Annotated in this window: 18 protein-coding genes, 2 tRNA genes and 1 other RNA gene; 11 read left to right on the top strand and 10 right to left on the bottom strand. The window is 42.0% G+C overall.

Features of this window, described 5'->3' with window-relative positions:
• Positions 1-65: 65 nt before the first annotated feature.
• Together tuf and rpsJ are read left to right on the top strand one after the other, a co-directional pair.
• The gene (gene tuf, locus BHC43_RS05825; protein ID WP_100140805.1) at positions 66-1256 is read left to right on the top strand and encodes an elongation factor Tu; all 1191 of its coding nucleotides are present in this window, start codon (positions 66-68) and stop codon (positions 1254-1256) included.
• Positions 1257-1273: 17 nt separating this feature from the next.
• Positions 1274-1585 carry a 30S ribosomal protein S10 gene (rpsJ, locus tag BHC43_RS05820; protein ID WP_025329903.1) on the top strand — a complete coding sequence of 104 codons (312 nt, stop codon included), beginning with the start codon at positions 1274-1276 and terminating at the stop codon, positions 1583-1585.
• 186 nt (positions 1586-1771) lie between these two features.
• On the opposite strand, the gene BHC43_RS05815 is transcribed toward rpsJ, so the two are convergent.
• From BHC43_RS05815 to lptM, 3 genes are all read right to left on the bottom strand, one after another.
• The gene (locus tag BHC43_RS05815; protein WP_100156781.1) at positions 1772-2983 is read right to left on the bottom strand and encodes an aminotransferase-like domain-containing protein; all 1212 of its coding nucleotides are present in this window, start codon (positions 2981-2983) and stop codon (positions 1772-1774) included.
• A 275-nt stretch (positions 2984-3258) separates the two neighbouring features.
• Positions 3259-4485, bottom strand: coding sequence for a diaminopimelate decarboxylase (gene lysA, locus BHC43_RS05810; protein WP_100156780.1), 1227 nt, complete (start codon positions 4483-4485; stop codon positions 3259-3261).
• Positions 4478-4648 carry an LPS translocon maturation chaperone LptM gene (gene lptM / locus BHC43_RS05805; RefSeq protein WP_100140802.1) on the bottom strand — a complete coding sequence of 57 codons (171 nt, stop codon included), beginning with the start codon at positions 4646-4648 and terminating at the stop codon, positions 4478-4480. Before lptM ends, lysA begins: the two co-directional genes overlap by 8 nt.
• 130 nt (positions 4649-4778) lie before the next feature.
• Here lptM and cyaY point away from each other — a divergent pair, with 130 nt between their 5' ends.
• The 5 genes from cyaY (at position 4779) to BHC43_RS05780 (ending at position 8945) form a co-directional block, all read left to right on the top strand.
• A complete protein-coding gene (cyaY, locus tag BHC43_RS05800) occupies positions 4779-5102 on the top strand; it encodes an iron donor protein CyaY (protein ID WP_100156779.1) in 324 nt (107 codons plus the stop codon).
• Positions 5103-5120: 18 nt separating this feature from the next.
• Positions 5121-6020: a LysR family transcriptional regulator gene (locus BHC43_RS05795; RefSeq protein ID WP_100156778.1), complete on the top strand. Its 900-nt coding sequence runs from the start codon at positions 5121-5123 to the stop codon at positions 6018-6020.
• A 764-nt stretch (positions 6021-6784) separates the two neighbouring features.
• Positions 6785-7750: a thiamine-phosphate kinase gene (thiL, locus tag BHC43_RS05790; RefSeq protein WP_100156777.1), complete on the top strand. Its 966-nt coding sequence runs from the start codon at positions 6785-6787 to the stop codon at positions 7748-7750.
• A complete protein-coding gene (locus BHC43_RS05785; protein ID WP_370389599.1) occupies positions 7734-8255 on the top strand; it encodes a phosphatidylglycerophosphatase A family protein in 522 nt (173 codons plus the stop codon). The genes thiL and BHC43_RS05785 overlap by 17 nt, the downstream gene beginning before the upstream one ends.
• 144 nt (positions 8256-8399) lie before the next feature.
• The gene (locus BHC43_RS05780; RefSeq protein ID WP_100151435.1) at positions 8400-8945 is read left to right on the top strand and encodes a ZapG family protein; all 546 of its coding nucleotides are present in this window, start codon (positions 8400-8402) and stop codon (positions 8943-8945) included.
• Between the two features lie 72 nt (positions 8946-9017).
• Here the strand turns inward: BHC43_RS05780 and BHC43_RS05775 are convergent, their stop codons facing one another.
• The gene (locus BHC43_RS05775) at positions 9018-10436 is read right to left on the bottom strand and encodes a 3'-5' exonuclease family protein (protein ID WP_100156776.1); all 1419 of its coding nucleotides are present in this window, start codon (positions 10434-10436) and stop codon (positions 9018-9020) included.
• A 219-nt stretch (positions 10437-10655) separates the two neighbouring features.
• Between BHC43_RS05775 and BHC43_RS05770 the strand changes: the two genes are divergently transcribed.
• Positions 10656-10732, top strand: a tRNA-Arg gene (locus tag BHC43_RS05770).
• Between the two features lie 5 nt (positions 10733-10737).
• Positions 10738-10812, top strand: a tRNA-Glu gene (locus BHC43_RS05765).
• A 103-nt stretch (positions 10813-10915) separates the two neighbouring features.
• On the opposite strand, the gene BHC43_RS05760 is transcribed toward BHC43_RS05765, so the two are convergent.
• The 3 genes from BHC43_RS05760 to BHC43_RS05750 all read right to left on the bottom strand — a co-directional run bounded on the left by BHC43_RS05760 (position 10916) and on the right by BHC43_RS05750 (position 13373).
• Positions 10916-11632: an SIMPL domain-containing protein gene (locus BHC43_RS05760; RefSeq protein WP_100151437.1), complete on the bottom strand. Its 717-nt coding sequence runs from the start codon at positions 11630-11632 to the stop codon at positions 10916-10918.
• Between the two features lie 119 nt (positions 11633-11751).
• Positions 11752-11849: signal recognition particle sRNA small type (gene ffs / locus BHC43_RS05755), an RNA gene on the bottom strand.
• A 114-nt stretch (positions 11850-11963) separates the two neighbouring features.
• Positions 11964-13373, bottom strand: a complete 1410-nt coding sequence (locus BHC43_RS05750) for a DEAD/DEAH box helicase (RefSeq protein WP_100151438.1) — start codon at positions 13371-13373, stop codon at positions 11964-11966.
• 424 nt (positions 13374-13797) lie between these two features.
• Here BHC43_RS05750 and recA point away from each other — a divergent pair, with 424 nt between their 5' ends.
• Entirely contained in the window at positions 13798-14847 is a 1050-nt protein-coding gene (recA, locus tag BHC43_RS05745) for a recombinase RecA (RefSeq protein ID WP_100140794.1), read from the top strand.
• 235 nt (positions 14848-15082) lie between these two features.
• Positions 15083-16558, top strand: a complete 1476-nt coding sequence (trpE, locus tag BHC43_RS05740) for an anthranilate synthase component I (RefSeq protein WP_100151439.1) — start codon at positions 15083-15085, stop codon at positions 16556-16558.
• Positions 16559-16732: 174 nt separating this feature from the next.
• Here the strand turns inward: trpE and modD are convergent, their stop codons facing one another.
• The 3 genes from modD to BHC43_RS10815 all read right to left on the bottom strand — a co-directional run.
• Positions 16733-17578 (bottom strand): ModD protein, encoded by an 846-nt coding sequence (gene modD, locus BHC43_RS05735; protein WP_100151440.1) that lies wholly within the window; start codon positions 17576-17578, stop codon positions 16733-16735.
• A 135-nt stretch (positions 17579-17713) separates the two neighbouring features.
• Positions 17714-17905 (bottom strand): hypothetical protein, encoded by a 192-nt coding sequence (locus BHC43_RS11000; protein ID WP_373885633.1) that lies wholly within the window; start codon positions 17903-17905, stop codon positions 17714-17716.
• A gap of 355 nt (positions 17906-18260) precedes the next feature.
• Positions 18261-18469, bottom strand: a 209-nt coding sequence (locus BHC43_RS10815; protein WP_218966474.1) for a hypothetical protein, incomplete at its 5' end; no start/stop codon positions are given.

Below are 18469 nucleotides of genomic sequence, written 5' to 3'. Positions count from 1 at the left end.
TTCAATTCTGTCCATGGGCACCACCTAAATTGATAAACCTAATCATCTTTAGATAGGAAGTAGCCATGGCTAAAGAAAAATTCGAGCGGAGCAAACCGCACGTAAACGTTGGCACCATTGGTCACGTTGACCATGGTAAAACCACATTGACTGCTGCAATCTGTACCATTTTGTCTAAAAAATTTGGTGGTGCAGCGAAAGCTTACGATCAGATTGACAATGCCCCGGAAGAAAAAGCCCGTGGTATTACTATTAATACATCACACGTAGAATACGAAACAGCCGAGCGTCACTATGCACATGTAGACTGCCCGGGACATGCTGACTATGTGAAAAACATGATTACCGGTGCTGCACAGATGGACGGTGCGATTCTGGTGGTATCTGCAGCTGATGGTCCTATGCCACAAACTCGTGAGCACATTCTGTTAGCGCGTCAGGTAGGTGTACCATACATCATCGTTTACATGAATAAATGTGACATGGTAGATGATGAAGAGTTGCTGGAACTGGTAGAAATGGAAATCCGTGATCTGCTGTCTAGCTACGAATTTCCAGGTGATGACGTTCCATTGATTAAAGGTTCTGCACTGAAAGCATTGGAAGGTGACCAGTCTGATATTGGTGAAGCTTCTATTATGGCTTTGGCTGATGCATTAGACAGCTACATCCCGACACCGGAACGTGCTGTAGACAAACCATTCCTGTTGCCGATTGAAGACGTATTCTCAATTTCAGGTCGTGGTACTGTGGTTACCGGACGTGTTGAACGCGGTGTAATCAACGTAGGTGACGAAATTGAAATCGTGGGTCTGAAAGACACCCAGAAAACTACTTGTACCGGTGTGGAAATGTTCCGCAAATTGCTGGATCAAGGTCAGGCTGGTGATAACGTAGGTGTATTGTTGCGTGGTACCAAACGTGAAGAAGTAGAACGTGGTCAAGTATTGGCAAAACCGGGCAGCATCACCCCGCACACCAAATTTAAAGCTGAAGTATACGTATTGAGCAAAGAAGAAGGTGGACGTCATACCCCATTCTTCGCAAACTACCGTCCGCAATTCTATTTCCGTACAACTGACGTAACAGGCGCAGTAAGTCTGGCAGAAGGTGTAGAAATGGTAATGCCGGGTGAAAATGTGACCATCGACGTAGAGTTGATTCACCCAATCGCAATGGAAGAAGGCTTGCGCTTTGCGATTCGTGAAGGTGGCCGAACAGTTGGTGCCGGTGTGGTTGCTAAAGTTATCGCTTAATCAGGAAGAATATAGATATGAAAAACCAGAAAATCCGTATTCGTCTGAAAGCTTATGACTACGCCCTGATTGACCGTTCTGCTCAGGAAATCGTGGACACGGCCAAACGTACTGGCGCTGTGGTAAAAGGCCCGATTCCTCTGCCTACTAAAATTGAACGTTTCAATCTGCTGCGTTCACCACACGTGAACAAAACTTCACGTGAACAGTTGGAAATCCGCACTCATCTGCGTCTGATGGACATTATCGACTGGACTGATAAAACCACTGATGCATTGATGAAACTGGACTTGCCAGCTGGCGTTGATGTAGAAATTAAAGTTCAATAATGAACTGAACGAAAAAAAACGGACTGGATTTTATTCAGTCCGTTTTTAATTAACCTCAGCATACTACTACTTTAGAAAAATCTCTGTTTGCCTAACGTTTGTGCTGATTAACTGCAAAAATTTCCATCTGATATACCTCAACACCAATACCTGCCGATATTGGTCAGTCAATGAATGATATCAAATTTACATCATCAATGTTTTTTCTTGCAGATGATGAATTCGATGATTAATCATCTCGGCCAAAATTTTTATACCACGTTCGATTTTTTCTTCCGGCACTGTCACAAAGGCCAGTCGAAAGCAATTGGTTTTTTCAGCATGAGCATAAAAAGTTTCGCCAGGTACAAAAGCCACTTTCTGGCTGATTGCGTCGCTGAGTAATTCAGTAGCATTGATATTTTCCGGTAATTCTACCCAAATAAACATGCCACCTTCAGGCTGATTCCAATGAACTTGTCTGGGCATATAACGTTTTAGTGAATCCAGCATGTACTGACAGCGCTTGGCATAGATTTCGCGAATTTTGGGAATGTGATGTGTAAGAAAATTATTCTTGCTCAGTACCTGATAGGCTATATATTGAGTCAGACTGGGAGTATGTAAATCTGCCGCCTGTTTGAGTTGTACCAGTTTGCCGATAAATTGCTCACTGGCGACGATAAAGCCCAAGCGTAGTCCCGGCGTTAATATTTTTGAAAATGAGCCCAGATAAATGGTGTTTTCCGGTGCGAGACTGTACAGACAAGGTAGACGATGACCCTGATAATCCAAATCACCATAGGGATCGTCTTCAACCAATATTAAATGATTATGTTTGGCTTTTGCTACCAGTGTTTGTCGCCGCGATTCGGTTAAACGACGACCTGTAGGATTTTGAAAGTTAGGGATTGTATACAAAAATTTTGCTTCAGCCGCCACATCATCGCTAATAGTTTCGGGTTTCAGCCCATCGTTATCACTTTCTATCGCAATATATTCTGGTGCGTATTGGTTAAAAGCCTGTAATGCACCCAGATAAGTAGGGGTTTCTACCAAAACTTTATCATCAGAATCAATCAGCATTTTGCCTATTAAATCCAGAGCCTGCTGTGAACCGGTTACTATCAGAACCTGTGCTGGTTTTACTGCGGTTTGATCGCGCGCAGACAAATAATCAGCTATCCATTGGCGTAAAGGTGCATAACCTTCAGTGGGGCCATATTGCAATGCTCCGTAAATATCTTTGCTTTGTAGTACAGTGTCTGTGGCAGTTTTGATTTCTGTCAGCGGGAATGCATCGGGGGCAGGTAGACCGCCGGCGAAAGAGATGATATCGGGTTGCTCAGTTACCTTAAGAATTTCACGAATAGCAGAACTTTTTAATACCTGAGCACGATGCGAAAATTTCTGGTGCATATACGTATCTTTCCTGAAAAATAATCCATTTAATACGATAGAATATAGGTATAAGAATATTTATTTGTAACGAAGGGTTAGGGTTAAAGAATAAGAATTGATTAATTCAGACAATTATCGCTAACTGGCTGATATAACCAGATACAATAACAGCAAATATCAGTAATGAATAAAAAATTTATCTATCTGGAGAAAATATAGCGTATTCGCCTAAGGATTGAGCTAATACGCTGTTAAATAGATTTATACGATGATATTTAACAGTTACTGGTTGTTTACAAACAGACCTTTTCAGGACTCAGCAAATCAGTGAGGTTTTCACGTTGACGAATTAATTTATATTCTGCTCCATTTACCAGTACTTCTGCCGCTCGACAGCGGGTATTGTAGTTACTGGCCATACTCGATGCATAGGCACCTGTACTTTTAATCAGCAGTAAATCACCAGCTTTAGCAGCAATGGTGCGGTCTTTGGCCAGAAAATCACCGGATTCACAGATCGGACCGACCACATCAGCGGTTAATTCATCTGCTGATGTCTGGTTGGCATTAACAATGGCGTGATAAGCCTGATACAGCGATGGGCGCATCAAATCATTCATGGCCGCGTCGACGACAACGAAGTTCTTTTCCTCGCCATGTTTAATGTATTCAACAGTAGTCAGTAAAGTGCCGGCATTACCAATTAGACTGCGACCCGGCTCCAGCATTAGCTGCAAATGACGACCAGCCAGCAACCGTTTTACGGCAGCAGCATAAGTAACTAAATCCGGCACATTTTCATTTTGATAAACAATACCAACTCCACCACCTAAATCAATATGTTCTAAGTTAATATTCAATGCGGCCAGTTTATCAACCAGCAGCAGCATGCGTTCCAGTGCTTCAACTAATGGCGATAAATCCGTTAACTGTGACCCGATGTGGCAGTCTATTCCAGTTATCTGCAGATGCGGTAAAGTGGCTGCCAGTTGGTAAGCTGCTATGGCATCTTGATAGGCAATACCGAATTTATTAGCTTTTAATCCGGTAGAAATGTACGGATGAGTATGCGCGTTAACATCAGGGTTGATGCGCAAAGATATCGGGGCAATTTTGTCCAGTCTGGCTGCAATGGTATTGATGCGTTCTAGTTCCGGCAATGATTCAACATTAAAGCAGCGGATATTTTGCTTCAGCGCCCATTCTATTTCGGCACAGCTTTTACCCACGCCGGAAAAAATAATGTTTTTGGCATCGCCACCTGCGGTTAAAACGCGTTGTAACTCACCTCCGGAAACGATATCAAAGCCACAGCCCAATCGAGCAAAATGGCGCAAAATAGATAAATTACTATTAGCCTTAACTGCATAGCATATTAAGGGCTGTAAAGCGGCAAAAGCCTGCTGGTATTGATTAAGAGCCGCAGTCATGGCTTGCTGGCTGTATACATATAGTGGCGTACCGTATTCAGCAGCTAAAACGGAATAGGGTATTTGCTCACAATGGAAAGAATCAGTCATGTTTAGGTAGTGTTTTCTGGTCAATTGGGTCAATGGTCAAGCCGGTTTGTATTACGCCGTATTTGGCTTTATCACCTTCTTTAGGCAGATATAAGTCACCTTTATAGCCACAAGCAGACAGGAAACAGGTTGCAAGCACGCTCAAAAATAAAAAACGAAGCATTAATCTGGCTCACTATGAATTAAATGGCCGGTACGGCAAATTGCCATCACGGATAAAACTAGGATTTAGCCATATTATATGGCAAGATAACAGCTTGAATGTAATAAAATGTAGAGTTACGGTAAGCGAAATGACCGAGAGTGAATTTTTACAGTATAGCGATGATCTGTTTGGTTATATTGATGAATGTATAGATACTGGCGGGTGGGAGTTGGATTGTGAGGCAGGTGGTAATGTACTCACTATTGAGTCCGACAACGGTGAGCAGATTATTGTTAATCGTCATGTGGCTACTCAAGAATTATGGATTGCTGCAAAAAGCGGTGGTTATCATTTTGCTTACCACCAAGGGCAATGGATTTCTGGTCGTGATGGCAGTGAATTTTTTGCGGTATTAAGTCAGGTATTATCAGCGGCCTGTAATGATACGGTGCAGATACCGGTATTAAACTAATTTATATAATGGGCGACTATGTTACACACCTTGATAAAACATGATTTAAAGGCTTTACAGGCATTTGTAGCTATTGTGGAGTGTCAGGGTGTTACTGCTGCTCAAAAGCGGCTTAATATGTCGCAGTCAGCCATCAGTACTCATCTGGCGCATCTGGAAGAGAGTCTAGGCGTGGTGCTATGTCGGCGTGGGCGTTCCGGTTTCGCCTTAACCAAAGCTGGCCATCAGTTATATGAAGCCTGTACTTTACTGCTTCAGGCAACCAGTGAATTTCACCGTGAGGTACAGAACATTAAGTGGCACCGCTCAGTGTTGTCTGGTACTATGCGTATTGGACTAGTGGAATATCTGCCGGTAGATTTCCAGAATATCCTTAATAAGGTCATTGCCAGTGCATATCAGCATTATCCCGAGCTAAGGCTGTCGATAGATATTTGTGCACCGCAGGATATTGAGATTGCCATCGCCAATAATCAGATGGATTTTGGTGTTGGTTATTATTACAGCCTATTAAAGAATCTCCATTATCAACTGGTATTTGAAGAACGTGAGTATATTTATTGCCATATATCTCATCCAGCAGCTAAAGTGAGTGATTTAACATTAAATTTATTAGCTGAAGACTATCAATGGGTAAAACGTATTTATGCTCGGCAGCAAGAAGGTAATAGTTTGATGACAGGTAATACAACTGCTGTGGCTCATAAACAGCAAGCTACATTGATGTTTATTCTGGCAGGTAGCCATCTTGGCTTGTTATCTGAAGAAGTAGCGGAGTCTTATGTACGTAGCGGTGTATTAATGCCACTGTTGACCCAGCAGGCTGCTAATATAGTAAATTATTTTGCTGTAACACGCCCGACCCCTGATCCTAGGGTAAACTGGTTTCTAGGAGAGCTGAGCGGGCTTTTGCCCTGACTTAGAATAGTTTCCGCTACTAAAATTTTCTAATCCATTTCGTTTGTGCCATCTATTTTAATAACTAATAAGCATTTGTACTATAGAATGGGTGACTGTTCTCCGCTTTTGAGACCAATCACGAGTGCAAATACTTGGTCAAATAGATTTTCCGCGCAAAACTCCTAATTAAAGTAAAGCTAGCATTACAATTTTTTTTATGCATAGATAATTGCAAATATAAAAGAGTCTAAGTAAAAGCCAAAACGAGATAAATTTAGCAGATGCGCGCAATAGCTAAAGCCAGATAAAAAAACTTTTTTATTGGTAAGAAATAACCCTATTTTTACCTAAACGGATAGATAAAGTTATTGTTGCAGCCATTGTATTGGTTGCTGTTTTGGCGGTATTAAAGTGTATTAGTTATCGTACATTAATTGAAAAGACTTAATTCACATACAGGCTAACAGATAAATGTGCATAGAAATAATTTGTATTATTTTGAAGGGTGTTTTATATGGGACTGGTGAATGATTTAGATTTGTGCAAATAATGCTATTTATATGCAAGAGAATATTTTAAATCAAACTATATAAAGAAGTTAATAAACCAGAATATTCTTTTTTTAAATAATATGGAAATAATCAAGCTTTGTAATAAAAAAATAAAGATTGCATATTTGGTTATTCATACAATTATCAGTATATTTAAATAAAAGCTTTTGTGGCACGATAAGCCAAGAATCTTTAGAATTATCCTAGATTTTAGATAAAATTGGATATTTGGTGACAGAGTTTGATTTCATTCAACAATATCTCAACCGGCAGCAGCAGGATAATGAACTGGTGTTGGGTATTGGTGATGATGCAGCCATCGTGCGGCCACGCAGTGGCTATGATTTGCATTTCAGTACAGATATGCTTGTGGGAGGAACCCATTTTTTTACAGATGTTGCCCCAGAAGATCTGGCGCATAAGGTATTAGCTGTCAATTTCTCAGATATGGCTGCTATGGGTGCTACTCCTCGCTGGGCTCTATTAAGCGTGGCATTGCCGGAGCTGAAACAAGACTGGTTAACCGCTTTTTGTGATGCATTGTTTGCACTGGCGCGTCGATTTGGTGTTACCTTAATAGGAGGAGATACCACTAAGGGTAATTGGGTGTTTAATGTTACCATTATTGGTGAAACACCACGCCAACACGCATTACGCCGAGATGCGGCACAACTGGGTGATGATATCTGGGTGACCGGATTGCTGGGGCTGGCTGCGGCTGCTCTGGATGTGTACTTGCATAAGACTTCTTTACCAGCTGCAGTATTTGCTCAGTGCGAAGCTAAACGACTGCGTCCGGAACCTCGTGTTGCACTAGGAAAGGAGCTTTTATCACTGGCACATGCGGCACAGGATATATCTGATGGTTTCGCACAGGATATCAATCATATTCTCAAAGCTAGCAATGTTGGTGCAACAATAAATGTTGACTTGATTCCTTCATTACCAGATCTACGACTATCTGATGCATTTCTTCCGGCTCAGCTATACCATTGGCTTTTGGCTGGTGGTGACGATTATGAGCTGGTATTTACCGCTGCGCCCAGCCAACGTGAGGCAATTATGGCTGCTGCCAACAGAGCTACTACATCAGTAACAAAAATAGGCACTATTACCGCAGGGCGTGAGCTGCAATTAATTAATCATGCTGGCAATGTGATTCAGCTACAGCATCAGGGATTTGATCATTTTGGCTAATTCAGAAACGACAACACCTTCGGTTACCCCGACATGGCGCTGGTTATGTAAGCATCCAGTGTGTTGGCTGGGCTTTGGCTTTGGTAGCGGTCTGGCACCTAAAGCACCTGGTACATTCGGGACGCTACCAGCATTGCCCTTGGCTGCATTGTGGCTCATGCTCGGTTTTTCGTTCTGGTACAACATTGTGTTTGCTGTCTTTCTTTTTCTGGTGGGTATTTTTATTTGTGATTACACTGAAAAAGCATTACACCGACAAGACTATGGAGGCATAGTCTGGGATGAAATAGCTGCCATGGTGCTGATTTTATTCTGCATACCGGCTGGCTGGATATGGTGGTTGGCTGCATTTGCGGTTTTTCGATTTTTTGATGCAGTTAAACCTTGGCCGATTCGCTGGTTTGATAAGCGTATCCATGGTGGTTTTGGGATTATGCTTGACGATTTGATTGCGGCTTTGTTCAGCTTAGTGGTGTTGTTACTGAGCGTCTATCTAATGATTTAATCAAATACAAATGTTGAAAATGTTTAGAACGACTAAATTTGAGCCATATAGCCGTAAATTAAATTACTTTATAGCTTCGATGGCTGTTATAGTCATAGCCGCTAGACATAACAAAAGCGATATTGATTGGAAAAGGAAAACAGTATGAATGGTCAGCTTTGGTTATATGTATCTTTAGCTGCAATAATCGGATTGTTGCTTGGATTGGGTTTGATGTGGTTAATTTTGCGCCGTGGAAAACAGCACCAGCACTATCAGGCCGTGAAAACCAGTTTTGATAATTATCGTCAGCAGGTAGACAAACATTTTATCGATACGGCTAATGCTATAGATGAAATGAATTGTAGTTATCAGAAAGTATTACAGCTATTAAATGCAGATGCGAAGCAATTAATGGAAAAAAAAGTCTTACAGGAGCAGTTGCGCAAACGTGCTGGCAAGAGCATTACATTGGATTTCATGAGTAAAGGGGTGAATAAAAACTCTTCGGCTGATGCAGAATCATCCTTACCCTATACTGATATCACCCAGGCAGCGGTTATACCGATTAATGGAATGCCGGACCAAGTGCCTGATCGCATCGGCCCCAATGTTGTGCACACGAATGAACAGCTGACTCAGCCTAAAAATTCCGTTCGGGACAATATAGCGACAACTAAAAACGAAGACTTACAGCAAAGCAAATCTTAAATACAAAATTATCATATTACTGAAAGCAGCAGGTTGTGACAGCTCATAAATACAACCTGCTGCTTTATTTCCTTAACAGATAAAATTAATATTTGTAGGTTTTTTCAGCCGTTGCTTCAGAAGTTTTGGTAGCAGCGGATGAAAGTACCAGTGTTGTTCATCCAGTCGAATGCAACCTGCCTGAGCTTCAATGATTACGTTGTTACCGGTAACAGCATCAATTTCAGTCAGCTGCAAATGGTGCCATTTGCCCCAGTCACAAACTGGTAATAACGGCGCATACTCTAAAACCAGCTTATTGTGTTTCTGGGTAGCAGCATCCTGTCGGCAACTACCATCACATAACCCTGCTGCCTGTTTCGGGCAGGGTTCATTCTGGCCAAGACTTTGTGGCGTTATATCCAGCACCGCTGGACACAAATCATACTGGCGAGCCCATTCTGCCAGTGCTCGCTTAGCTGCCCGTGGATGAACAAATAATCCAAACGGTGGTTGAGACAGGATCCCTTCTCTGAGGTGAACAATCCTAGCCTGCAGCTGACCATGAAAGTTGGGAACAAAAGTAACTGTATACCATTTCGCTGGTGCATCTTTGGCATCTGTACAACTATATCCATGATGCAACAGATAATAGCCTTGCAGCCAAACTGCATGCAATGTACTTATTGATGGAATAAAATCTACGCTCCTAGTTAGCAACCAATCTTTTATAGTTTTTTTATGCTGGAGTAGCGTGCACATATCAGTAAATGCACGTTCCACTAACCTTATTTTGGCCTTTTCCTGCTGATTCGGCTGCCATAAAATCAGACCTGCACAATCTGGTAAAGAATACAACTGTTGGCGTAATTCTGATTGAAGCCATGAAGGCAGAAAACCAGGTTTAATCAATGTTTGCCAGTGGGTCATCCAAACTGATATGGTTTTTTCTTTCAAGCTGTATTGTAAAAATTCAGCCAGAGCTATGACATCACCCATTGCCCGATGGCGTTTTGTAGCATCAATCTTAATTGCAAAGCGTTCAATAATGCTGTCTAGATTATGCTTAAAATATTGTGGATACAATTTGCGTGAAAAAGGCACAGTGTCCAGAGTAGGAGCAGCAAAGTTAATCTGGCAGTGGGCAAAGGCATGGCGCAAAAAAGTATAATCAAAACGGCTATTGTGAGCGACTAGTAAGTGCCCTCTTAATAAGGGTAATAATTCTGTGGCAATATCAGTAAAAACTGGCTTATCCTGCACCATTTCATTGCTGATGCCGGTTAACTGAGTAATGAATTCGCTAATAGGCTGCTGTGGATTAATTAGCCACTGATGCCGGCTGATACAACCTTCATGAAACCGCAAAATGGCTATTTCAGTAATCCGGTCATTTTCAAAGTGACCACCGGTGGTTTCCAGATCAACAATCGCAACTGGCAACGGCAGCGTGAACAAAACCGCTGCCAGCTCGGCAAATGCAGCGGCGTCATAATTGACAGCATGATTCATGACGCAAACAAATAACGCATAAAGAATAAGTATTTTATCTTAAAATAAACGCAAGTACAGCTAATAAAATATATGAAATGCATATTTAATCCTGTATTCAACGCCCTTAAATCGAAGAATTCTTTTTCATCAAAACAATATATTGCCTATTATTAATTTTTTTGAGCATCGCTAGTGTTGACATTGGAGTCAATGTTGCCTATACTGCACATCTTTCACGCACCCGTAGCTCAGTTGGATAGAGTATCTGGCTACGAACCAGAGGGTCGGGCGTTCGAATCGCTCCGGGTGCACCAAATCCGCGCCCATCGTCTAGCGGTTAGGACATCGCCCTTTCACGGCGGTAACCGGGGTTCGATTCCCCGTGGGCGTGCCAGTTTAAAAGAAAAGCCAGTTCATTCGAGCTGGCTTTTCTTTTATCTTTCGTATTCAACTAAAGTCAATAACATGGATATAGTTAAAAGAGCATTGAAGCGAGATTAGGGTAATCCGTTCACCTGTATCTTTCCATTAATGTTTAGAGTTAATAGGGTTTCTCCAGCTGCAACGTCCTGAACTGGAGCAGAGTTACTAGCTCGGCTCATCATCATAGGGCTAGCATAAGAGTTATAATTTCGACCACTCTGGCTGCTGCCTATACTCATATTCACTACTTTGTATCCATGTCCACCTAAATCATGAGTAATCTGTCGGGCTCGCTGCTGAAAAAGGGCAATGGCCTGCTGGGTCAATTTTGCTTCATTATTTTGCAGAGTAGCATCTGCAACCTGATAATCAATACCTTCAATCGCTGCCACTTTCTGTACTTCAGCAGCAAAACGATTTAGAGCAGATAAATTAGTACTTTTAATTTGTATCAGGGCAAAATCCTGCCAGCCATTGTCTATTCTCTTATCTTTTTGATAATCAAATCTAGGCTCAACCCTGCGGGTTAGCTGAGTGGTATTGAAATCCTCATGCCGGCGAGCAATGGCCAAAACCTGATTCAATTGATTAGTAACGTTACTGCTTACTTGTTGCCTGTTTATACCCTGCTGCTGAATTTTGAGTAGCAACACCATTTCATCGCGAGCTACAACTTGTTTCGCATCTGCAGTTAACTCAACGACACCATAATTCAGTCCTTCTGCCATGGAATTAAAACCACTAACAGACAGTATTATTGCGTACAAATAGGAAGAGTATCGAATATTCATTGTGTTAACTCTTGTTGTAATCAGATTGATGCAGATTAACAAAGCAGCAGAGTAAATACAATAATCAATTGATGAAAAGGAAAATAAGGAAATAAAAGATAGAATTTATTAGAGATGAGGGTGGCGAGCCAGACCCCCGGCACTGGTCGCTTTAAGCTGGGCTGCTTGCTTCCGCACCTGACCCGTTGTCCTAAATAACCATGCGAGGAGACCCGCCACAGCAGCGCATTATACCTATAGTTGGATTAATTCCCAAATTTTTTCACAATTTACTCATTTGCAAATAGAGTAGATGTTAAAACAATAAATATATCAGAGAATTAAATTCTCTCTAAATACGGATTTTCGTTTTTCGAGCGCCAAAATTTGGTTGCAACAGAGCACATTGCGGATGATTATGCCGACTAAAGCGGCGTGCTCGGCCAGGAATCTGCTGGCAAGTCACACTGACATCCTTATTGTCCAACCCTCTATTATTGTTTTCTGAATTAAATTTGCTATTGCGTTGATGCTGGTGTGGTGTGTGATTATTACTTTCCACTTTCACGGAGGATGTCTGTACAGCCTTATTTTCTGTTGGGGTCTGTTTCCACCAACGTGGCTCAAAACCCTCAATCCGCTCTATTAAAAGGTCATTTCCGGTCAATTCCTTTATCGCACCGAATACTTTCTGTTCCTGCTCATCCATTAATGAAATGGCCACGCCTTCTGCACCGGCACGTCCCGTACGTCCTATTCGGTGTACATAGTCTTCAGCATTCAGTGGCAGTTCATAATTAATTACAAAAGGCAGTTCGGCAATATCGAGTCCTCTAGCCGCCACATCAGTGGCCACCAGAACACGTAAACTGCCTTCCTTAAACTGAGCCAGTGTTTCCAGACGTGTTTGCTGCGATTTATCACCATGAATTGCCTGTGCAGTAATACCGCGTCGGTTTAATTCGCGATTAACCTGATCAACACTTTGCTTGGTGTTGCAGAATACAATTACCTGATTCATGTTCAGGTCGCATATCAGCCGTTGCAGAAGAGAACGTTTGCGCCCACTATCCAATGCAATAATATGTTGCTCCACATTGGCCGAAGTAGTATTTTGTGCTGTTACCTGAATTTTCTCAGGGTGATGCATGAAATCCTGTGCCAGCCGCTGAATTGCCGGTGCAAAGGTAGCAGAAAACAGTAGTGTTTGCCGTTGCGGCGGCAGCATCTGCATAATTTTGCGGATATCATCAATAAACCCCATATCCAGCATACGGTCTGCTTCATCCAACACCACAATTTCTACCTTGTTCAGTTGAATATTTTTTTGCTGAACATGATCCAGCAGACGTCCAACTGTAGCGATGACAATTTCACAGCCCTGACGTAAATTCTGTTTCTGGATTTCCATATTCATACCGCCAAACAAAACCGTCTGGCGTAAAGACAGATTTTTTAGATACCCCTGTACATTCTGGTCAATCTGATCAGCCAGCTCACGCGTAGGTGTCAGTACCAACATACGTACCGGATGCATTGCCGGAGAAGTACTGGTATTTCCATAACACTTTAGTCGCTCCAGACTCGGCAGCATAAATGCTGCGGTTTTTCCAGTACCGGTTTGTGCTGCCGCAAGTAAATCCACACCAGCCAAAGCTTTTGGAATAGCGGCAGATTGGATAGGCGTAGGTTCTTGATAGCCCTGATCAGAAAGTGCAGAGACAATTTCCTGAGATAAGCCTAAATTGGCAAAAGCATTCATATAAGACAACCCCCAGCTGCTGCCAGCAATGACAATCAACTGTAACGAATTCGATAGAACTAATTACTGAACAAATGTCAGCATTATAAAAGACAACCTAACAACCGCTATCCGGCCATCATGGAAGAGTCATAGCAACAACAAAGTTACTAAAGTAAGACAATAGTGTATCATCTTTATCAACCTCTTATAAACTTGACTGATAACCGTCTGCAATCAATAAAATTTCGTAAAAAATTATTCTTAGGAAATAACTTCATACGTGGAAAACAGGCAGCAGTCGGACATTTACACTCATAGCAGCCAATAACAAAATTGTAAAATTCAAATACATAGCATAACTAAACTTTTGCTAAACACCTGACCAGAACCTTATGCGATAATTGATTCATTTAATCAATTATAAACAGGCGAGCACAACATCATGTCAGATGAAAAAAGCAAAGCACTGGCTGCGGCCCTAGCCCAAATTGAAAGAAGTTTTGGTAAAGGTTCCATCATGAAAATGGATGGCAGCCATACTGATGAAAACCTTGAAGTTATTTCTACCGGTTCACTTGGACTAGACTTGGCTTTGGGCGTAGGTGGCCTACCCAGAGGTCGTATTGTAGAAATCTACGGTCCAGAATCATCCGGTAAAACCACACTCTGTCTAGAAGCCATTGCTCAATGTCAGAAAGGTGGAGGTACCTGCGCCTTTATCGATGCCGAAAATGCCTTCGACCCCATTTATGCACGTAAACTAGGTGTAAAAGTTGAAGAATTATTGGTTTCCCAACCGGATACTGGTGAACAGGCATTGGAAATCTGTGACATGCTGGTACGCAGCGGTGGTGTAGATATGGTTGTTGTTGACTCCGTTGCTGCACTGGTACCTAAAGCTGAAATTGAAGGCGAAATGGGTGACAGCCATGTTGGATTACAGGCTCGTCTGATGAGTCAGGCATTACGCAAATTAACTGGTAACATTAAAAAAACCAACACACTGGTTATCTTTATCAACCAGATTCGCATGAAAATCGGCGTAATGTTTGGAAACCCTGAAACCACGACTGGCGGTAATGCGCTTAAATTTTACTCATCCGTACGATTGGATATCCGCAAAATCGGCCAGATTAAAAAAGGGGATGACGTCATTGGTAACGAAACACGCGTGAAAGTGATTAAAAACAAAGTTGCTCCGCCGTTTAAGCAAGCCGAATTTGATATTTTATATGGCGAAGGCGTAAGCTGGGAGGGAGAACTGATAGATATTGGTGTTAAACTGGGTATCGTTGAAAAAGCTGGTGCTTGGTACAGCTACAATGGCAGCAAAATTGGTCAGGGTAAAGATAATGTACGCCAATGGCTTAAAGACAACCCAGAAATTGCCAATGAAATCAATCTTAAAATTCGTAACAAAGTCGGTATCACTGCGCAAAATACCGAAGGGCAACTTGACGAAACTGACGGTGAAGCACCAGTTGAAGAGTAAACCAGCAAAAAAGCTGCCCATCAAACGGCAGCTTTTTTATTGACAAGTCTGATTTCACTTCTGATAACAGTATATTAAGACATCTCTCCTCCATGGATGGCATAACAAAAACAAAGCCTGCGTAAAAAATGCTTTTCATTATGAATTACGCTATGATATGAATCAGTAAAAAACAACAGTTTAAAAGCATCACTATTCTAAGCAAGCATATCAATACACAGACCAAATAAATATCATGATTACCCTAGCTGAATACCAGCAACAGATTGCAGCCGGCTATACGCATATCCCTTTAGTGCAGGAAGTGTTGGCCGACATGGATACCCCCTTATCGCTCTATCTTAAATTAGCAAACAAACCATTTAGCTACCTGCTCGAATCTGTAGTAAACGGCGAGCGGTTCGGACGTTATTCTTTTATAGGTCTACCCTGTGATACCTATTTGAAAATATCTGGGCAAACCACCAATGTATATCAGCAGGCGCAGCTAATTGAAACATATCAGGGTAATCCACTGCCTTTTATCAACCAATTTCAGTCCCGCTATAAAACACCGGCTATTCCGAATCTGCCTCGCTTTACCGGAGGACTTGTTGGCTATTTTGGTTACGAAACTATATACCATTTCGAACAGATCGCTCACCGTCTTAAACAAGCAGATAAACCTAACCCCATAGGTACACCAGATATATTTTTATTACTTTCCTTAGAGCTGGCCGTAGTAGACAATCTATCCGGTAAAATCTATTTGATTGTTTATGCAGATACCAGCAAAAAAGACGGTTATCAACAGGCAAGGTCACGGCTTGAAGAACTCCGTACCGCTCTGCGTCAAAGCGTACAACTACCCCTTTCTCTTGGTAGCAAGCATACAGAAGCAGTACCAGAAACCGGTGCAGAGCAGTACAAAAATTATGTTAAGCAAGTACGGGAATACATTCTTGATGGCGATTGCATGCAAGTTGTGCCTAGCCAGCGCCTAAGTATGCCATTTCATGACAATCCACTCAGTCTCTATCGTGCGTTACGCACCTTAAATCCTTCACCTTATTTATTTTATTACTATTTTGACGATTTTCATGTGGTTGGTTCCTCACCGGAAATTCTGGTGCGGCGAGAACAGAACAACGTTACCGTACGCCCCATTGCCGGTACCCGGCCTCGTGGAAAAACACCGGAAGAAGATCAGGCGCTGGCACAGGAACTAAGCCACGACCCCAAAGAAGTAGCCGAGCATGTTATGTTAATCGATCTTGGTCGCAATGACGTCGGGCGCATCAGCAAAACAGGACAAGTAAAAGTTACCGATAAAATGGTTATTGAGCGTTATTCTCACGTCATGCACTTGGTTTCCAACGTTGAAGGTGTGTTACAGGATGGTATTACCAATCTAGATGTACTCGCCGCCACTTTTCCTGCCGGAACACTATCAGGGGCACCTAAAGTACGTGCTCTGGAAATTATCGAAGAGCTAGAACCAAATAAACGTGGAATCTATGGCGGCGCAGCAGGCTATCTAAGTTTCTCTGGTGACATGGATTTATGTATCGCTATCCGTACCGGCGTTATCAGAAATAACACTCTTTATGTACAAAGCGGAGGCGGTATCGTATTTGACTCTGATGAAGAACTGGAATGGCAAGAAACTCAGAATAAAGCTAAAGCCGTAATCAGAGCAGCACATATGGTTCAGCAAGGCCTGGATAAATAACCAGTCTTCAGGCTTATACGGTAGATAAAAAACGATGGCTAAGCTGACATTACCAAAACACGCCATCTTGCCATCGTTAAACAAAATAAAATACAAAAGCTAGCAAAGCATTGCATAAGCAGGTTCGATATTACAGAACCAACCCTTGAGCCATAACTTCGACTGAAATTCAAATCAAATAGGTAGTAAACGCACCTTAATATCTATCGGTGGCGCATAATAGGGCGCAGAAGTTACCAATAATAGCGCACCCGAACGCACATAATCCGCCACATTCATTAACGTAATTCCTCCTGCTGCCGATAGCAAACACCTCGGTGCCAGCGATTGAGCTTGCTGCATTACCAAAGCAAATTGTTCCGGTGAAAATTTATCCAGTTGCACAATATCAGGCTGTACATTTAAAGCAGCCACAGCCTCTTCAATATTATCTGCTTCAACAATAACCTTCTTTTCCGGCGCAGACCTCCGGAGTTTAGTCACCATTGCATCCCAGTTATCGGGTTCTGCATAAAAACGGCGATGATTGGCAAATAACAACACCGACTCAGCCGTACCTGCACGATGTAAAATCCCCCCACCATCAATCACCGCCACAATTGCCAGCGTCTTAGTGCCGGGAATACTTTTGCGCGTACAGGCAATCTGTACCAATGGATTAATAGCCTGAGCTGTGGTCACCATCTGCGCCATATATTGCGCCACACCGCCACACCATTCCAGCACATTTTGTACCACCTTCCAGCCCAAATGCAGCTTTTCTGCTGAGCCGGAAGCCGTCACTAATACCGTACCTGCAGCCACATCTTCCCCATCTTTCACATGAACCACCACATCTAGAGCCAGCTTTTGCAACAACCTTACAGCCACAGCCACACCACTTACCCGACCGGCCATCTGCCGACAAAACGTCATCTGTCCTAAACGGTCACCCACACCCAAAGCCCGTGTCGTTAAATCACCATATGCAACATCGTCCAGTAACAGCCTGTCCAATTCAGTATCAGATAAATAAAACATTCTTTATTTCCCCCTAAAATTAATAAGCAGCATACAAATAAAAACAGCTAATATCCAGAACAGCAGTAAATATAGCCTGCGGGATATTTACACTACGAAACTTTGTTGCCTTACTTTAATATTTTAATATTTTTCTCAATTTGTTAAGACAGAATCAGAATATCCCATTCCAGTAACATTCTTACGCAAAGGATAAATATCTTTTCGCGTAATACCTCTATTCTCAACAATCGATTGTACTTTCATAGGATGCAACTTCTGAGGAATAATATGCTTTATGTTTTGCACATTTTGCTTACCACTTTCAAAACAACTTTCAAGCAGCAAAATTAAAAAAACGCATCCATAATTTCGTCATAATACAAACAATACATAATAGACTACTGACAGAGCGCGACCATATCATCAGTATTACCACTGTACCTTCGACCTAATTTAATTTGCAGGTAACTAGATGAAACGATGCATATGCTCGAGCAAATGAAAACACGCGTGCATAACCATCAGACGAATCGCTAGTGAAAAAAGCATCAACTTATAAAAGCCTGCTAAGGAATAGACCTTAGCAGGCTTAATTTAACGGAAAAAATAGTAATCGCCGTTTCTAAAAGCCATAAACAGAAAAAAAAGAGTCAAATACCAATTCAAAGCACTACAACAGTCAAATCAGAAAGGGATTTAGTTAAATGACTGAATGAAGACCAATAATCGAGGAAAAGCGGTAAAAAATAAAGCTTATTAAAACAGGGGATTGGCAGGTTGTATAAAAATAAGCGGAGGAAGTAGTTGACAGGGTGTATGCAGGGGCGTATAGTTCGCCTTCTTCGCTGAGACGCGAGCCGAAACGAACGAAACAGTTTAAAGTAGAACGCAGTCGAAAGCAACGCTCTT

It is taken from the genome of Snodgrassella alvi (assembly GCF_002777855.1).
GTDB lineage: Bacteria > Pseudomonadota > Gammaproteobacteria > Burkholderiales > Neisseriaceae > Snodgrassella > Snodgrassella alvi_E.
This window is presented reverse-complemented; position numbering and strand designations above follow the sequence as displayed.

Coding starts and splice junctions, on each gene's coding strand:
- BHC43_RS05760 (WP_100151437.1), bottom strand. CDS start 11,632: ATGAATATTCGATACTCTTCCTATTTGTACGCAATAATACTGTCTGTT.
- tuf (WP_100140805.1), top strand. CDS start 66: ATGGCTAAAGAAAAATTCGAGCGGAGCAAACCGCACGTAAACGTTGGC.
- recA (WP_100140794.1), top strand. CDS start 13,798: ATGTCAGATGAAAAAAGCAAAGCACTGGCTGCGGCCCTAGCCCAAATT.
- cyaY (WP_100156779.1), top strand. CDS start 4,779: ATGACCGAGAGTGAATTTTTACAGTATAGCGATGATCTGTTTGGTTAT.
- BHC43_RS05815 (WP_100156781.1), bottom strand. CDS start 2,983: ATGCACCAGAAATTTTCGCATCGTGCTCAGGTATTAAAAAGTTCTGCT.
- BHC43_RS05795 (WP_100156778.1), top strand. CDS start 5,121: ATGTTACACACCTTGATAAAACATGATTTAAAGGCTTTACAGGCATTT.
- BHC43_RS05750 (WP_100151438.1), bottom strand. CDS start 13,373: ATGAATGCTTTTGCCAATTTAGGCTTATCTCAGGAAATTGTCTCTGCA.
- lysA (WP_100156780.1), bottom strand. CDS start 4,485: ATGACTGATTCTTTCCATTGTGAGCAAATACCCTATTCCGTTTTAGCT.
- rpsJ (WP_025329903.1), top strand. CDS start 1,274: ATGAAAAACCAGAAAATCCGTATTCGTCTGAAAGCTTATGACTACGCC.
- BHC43_RS05775 (WP_100156776.1), bottom strand. CDS start 10,436: ATGAATCATGCTGTCAATTATGACGCCGCTGCATTTGCCGAGCTGGCA.
- lptM (WP_100140802.1), bottom strand. CDS start 4,648: ATGCTTCGTTTTTTATTTTTGAGCGTGCTTGCAACCTGTTTCCTGTCT.
- BHC43_RS05780 (WP_100151435.1), top strand. CDS start 8,400: ATGAATGGTCAGCTTTGGTTATATGTATCTTTAGCTGCAATAATCGGA.
- trpE (WP_100151439.1), top strand. CDS start 15,083: ATGATTACCCTAGCTGAATACCAGCAACAGATTGCAGCCGGCTATACG.
- modD (WP_100151440.1), bottom strand. CDS start 17,578: ATGTTTTATTTATCTGATACTGAATTGGACAGGCTGTTACTGGACGAT.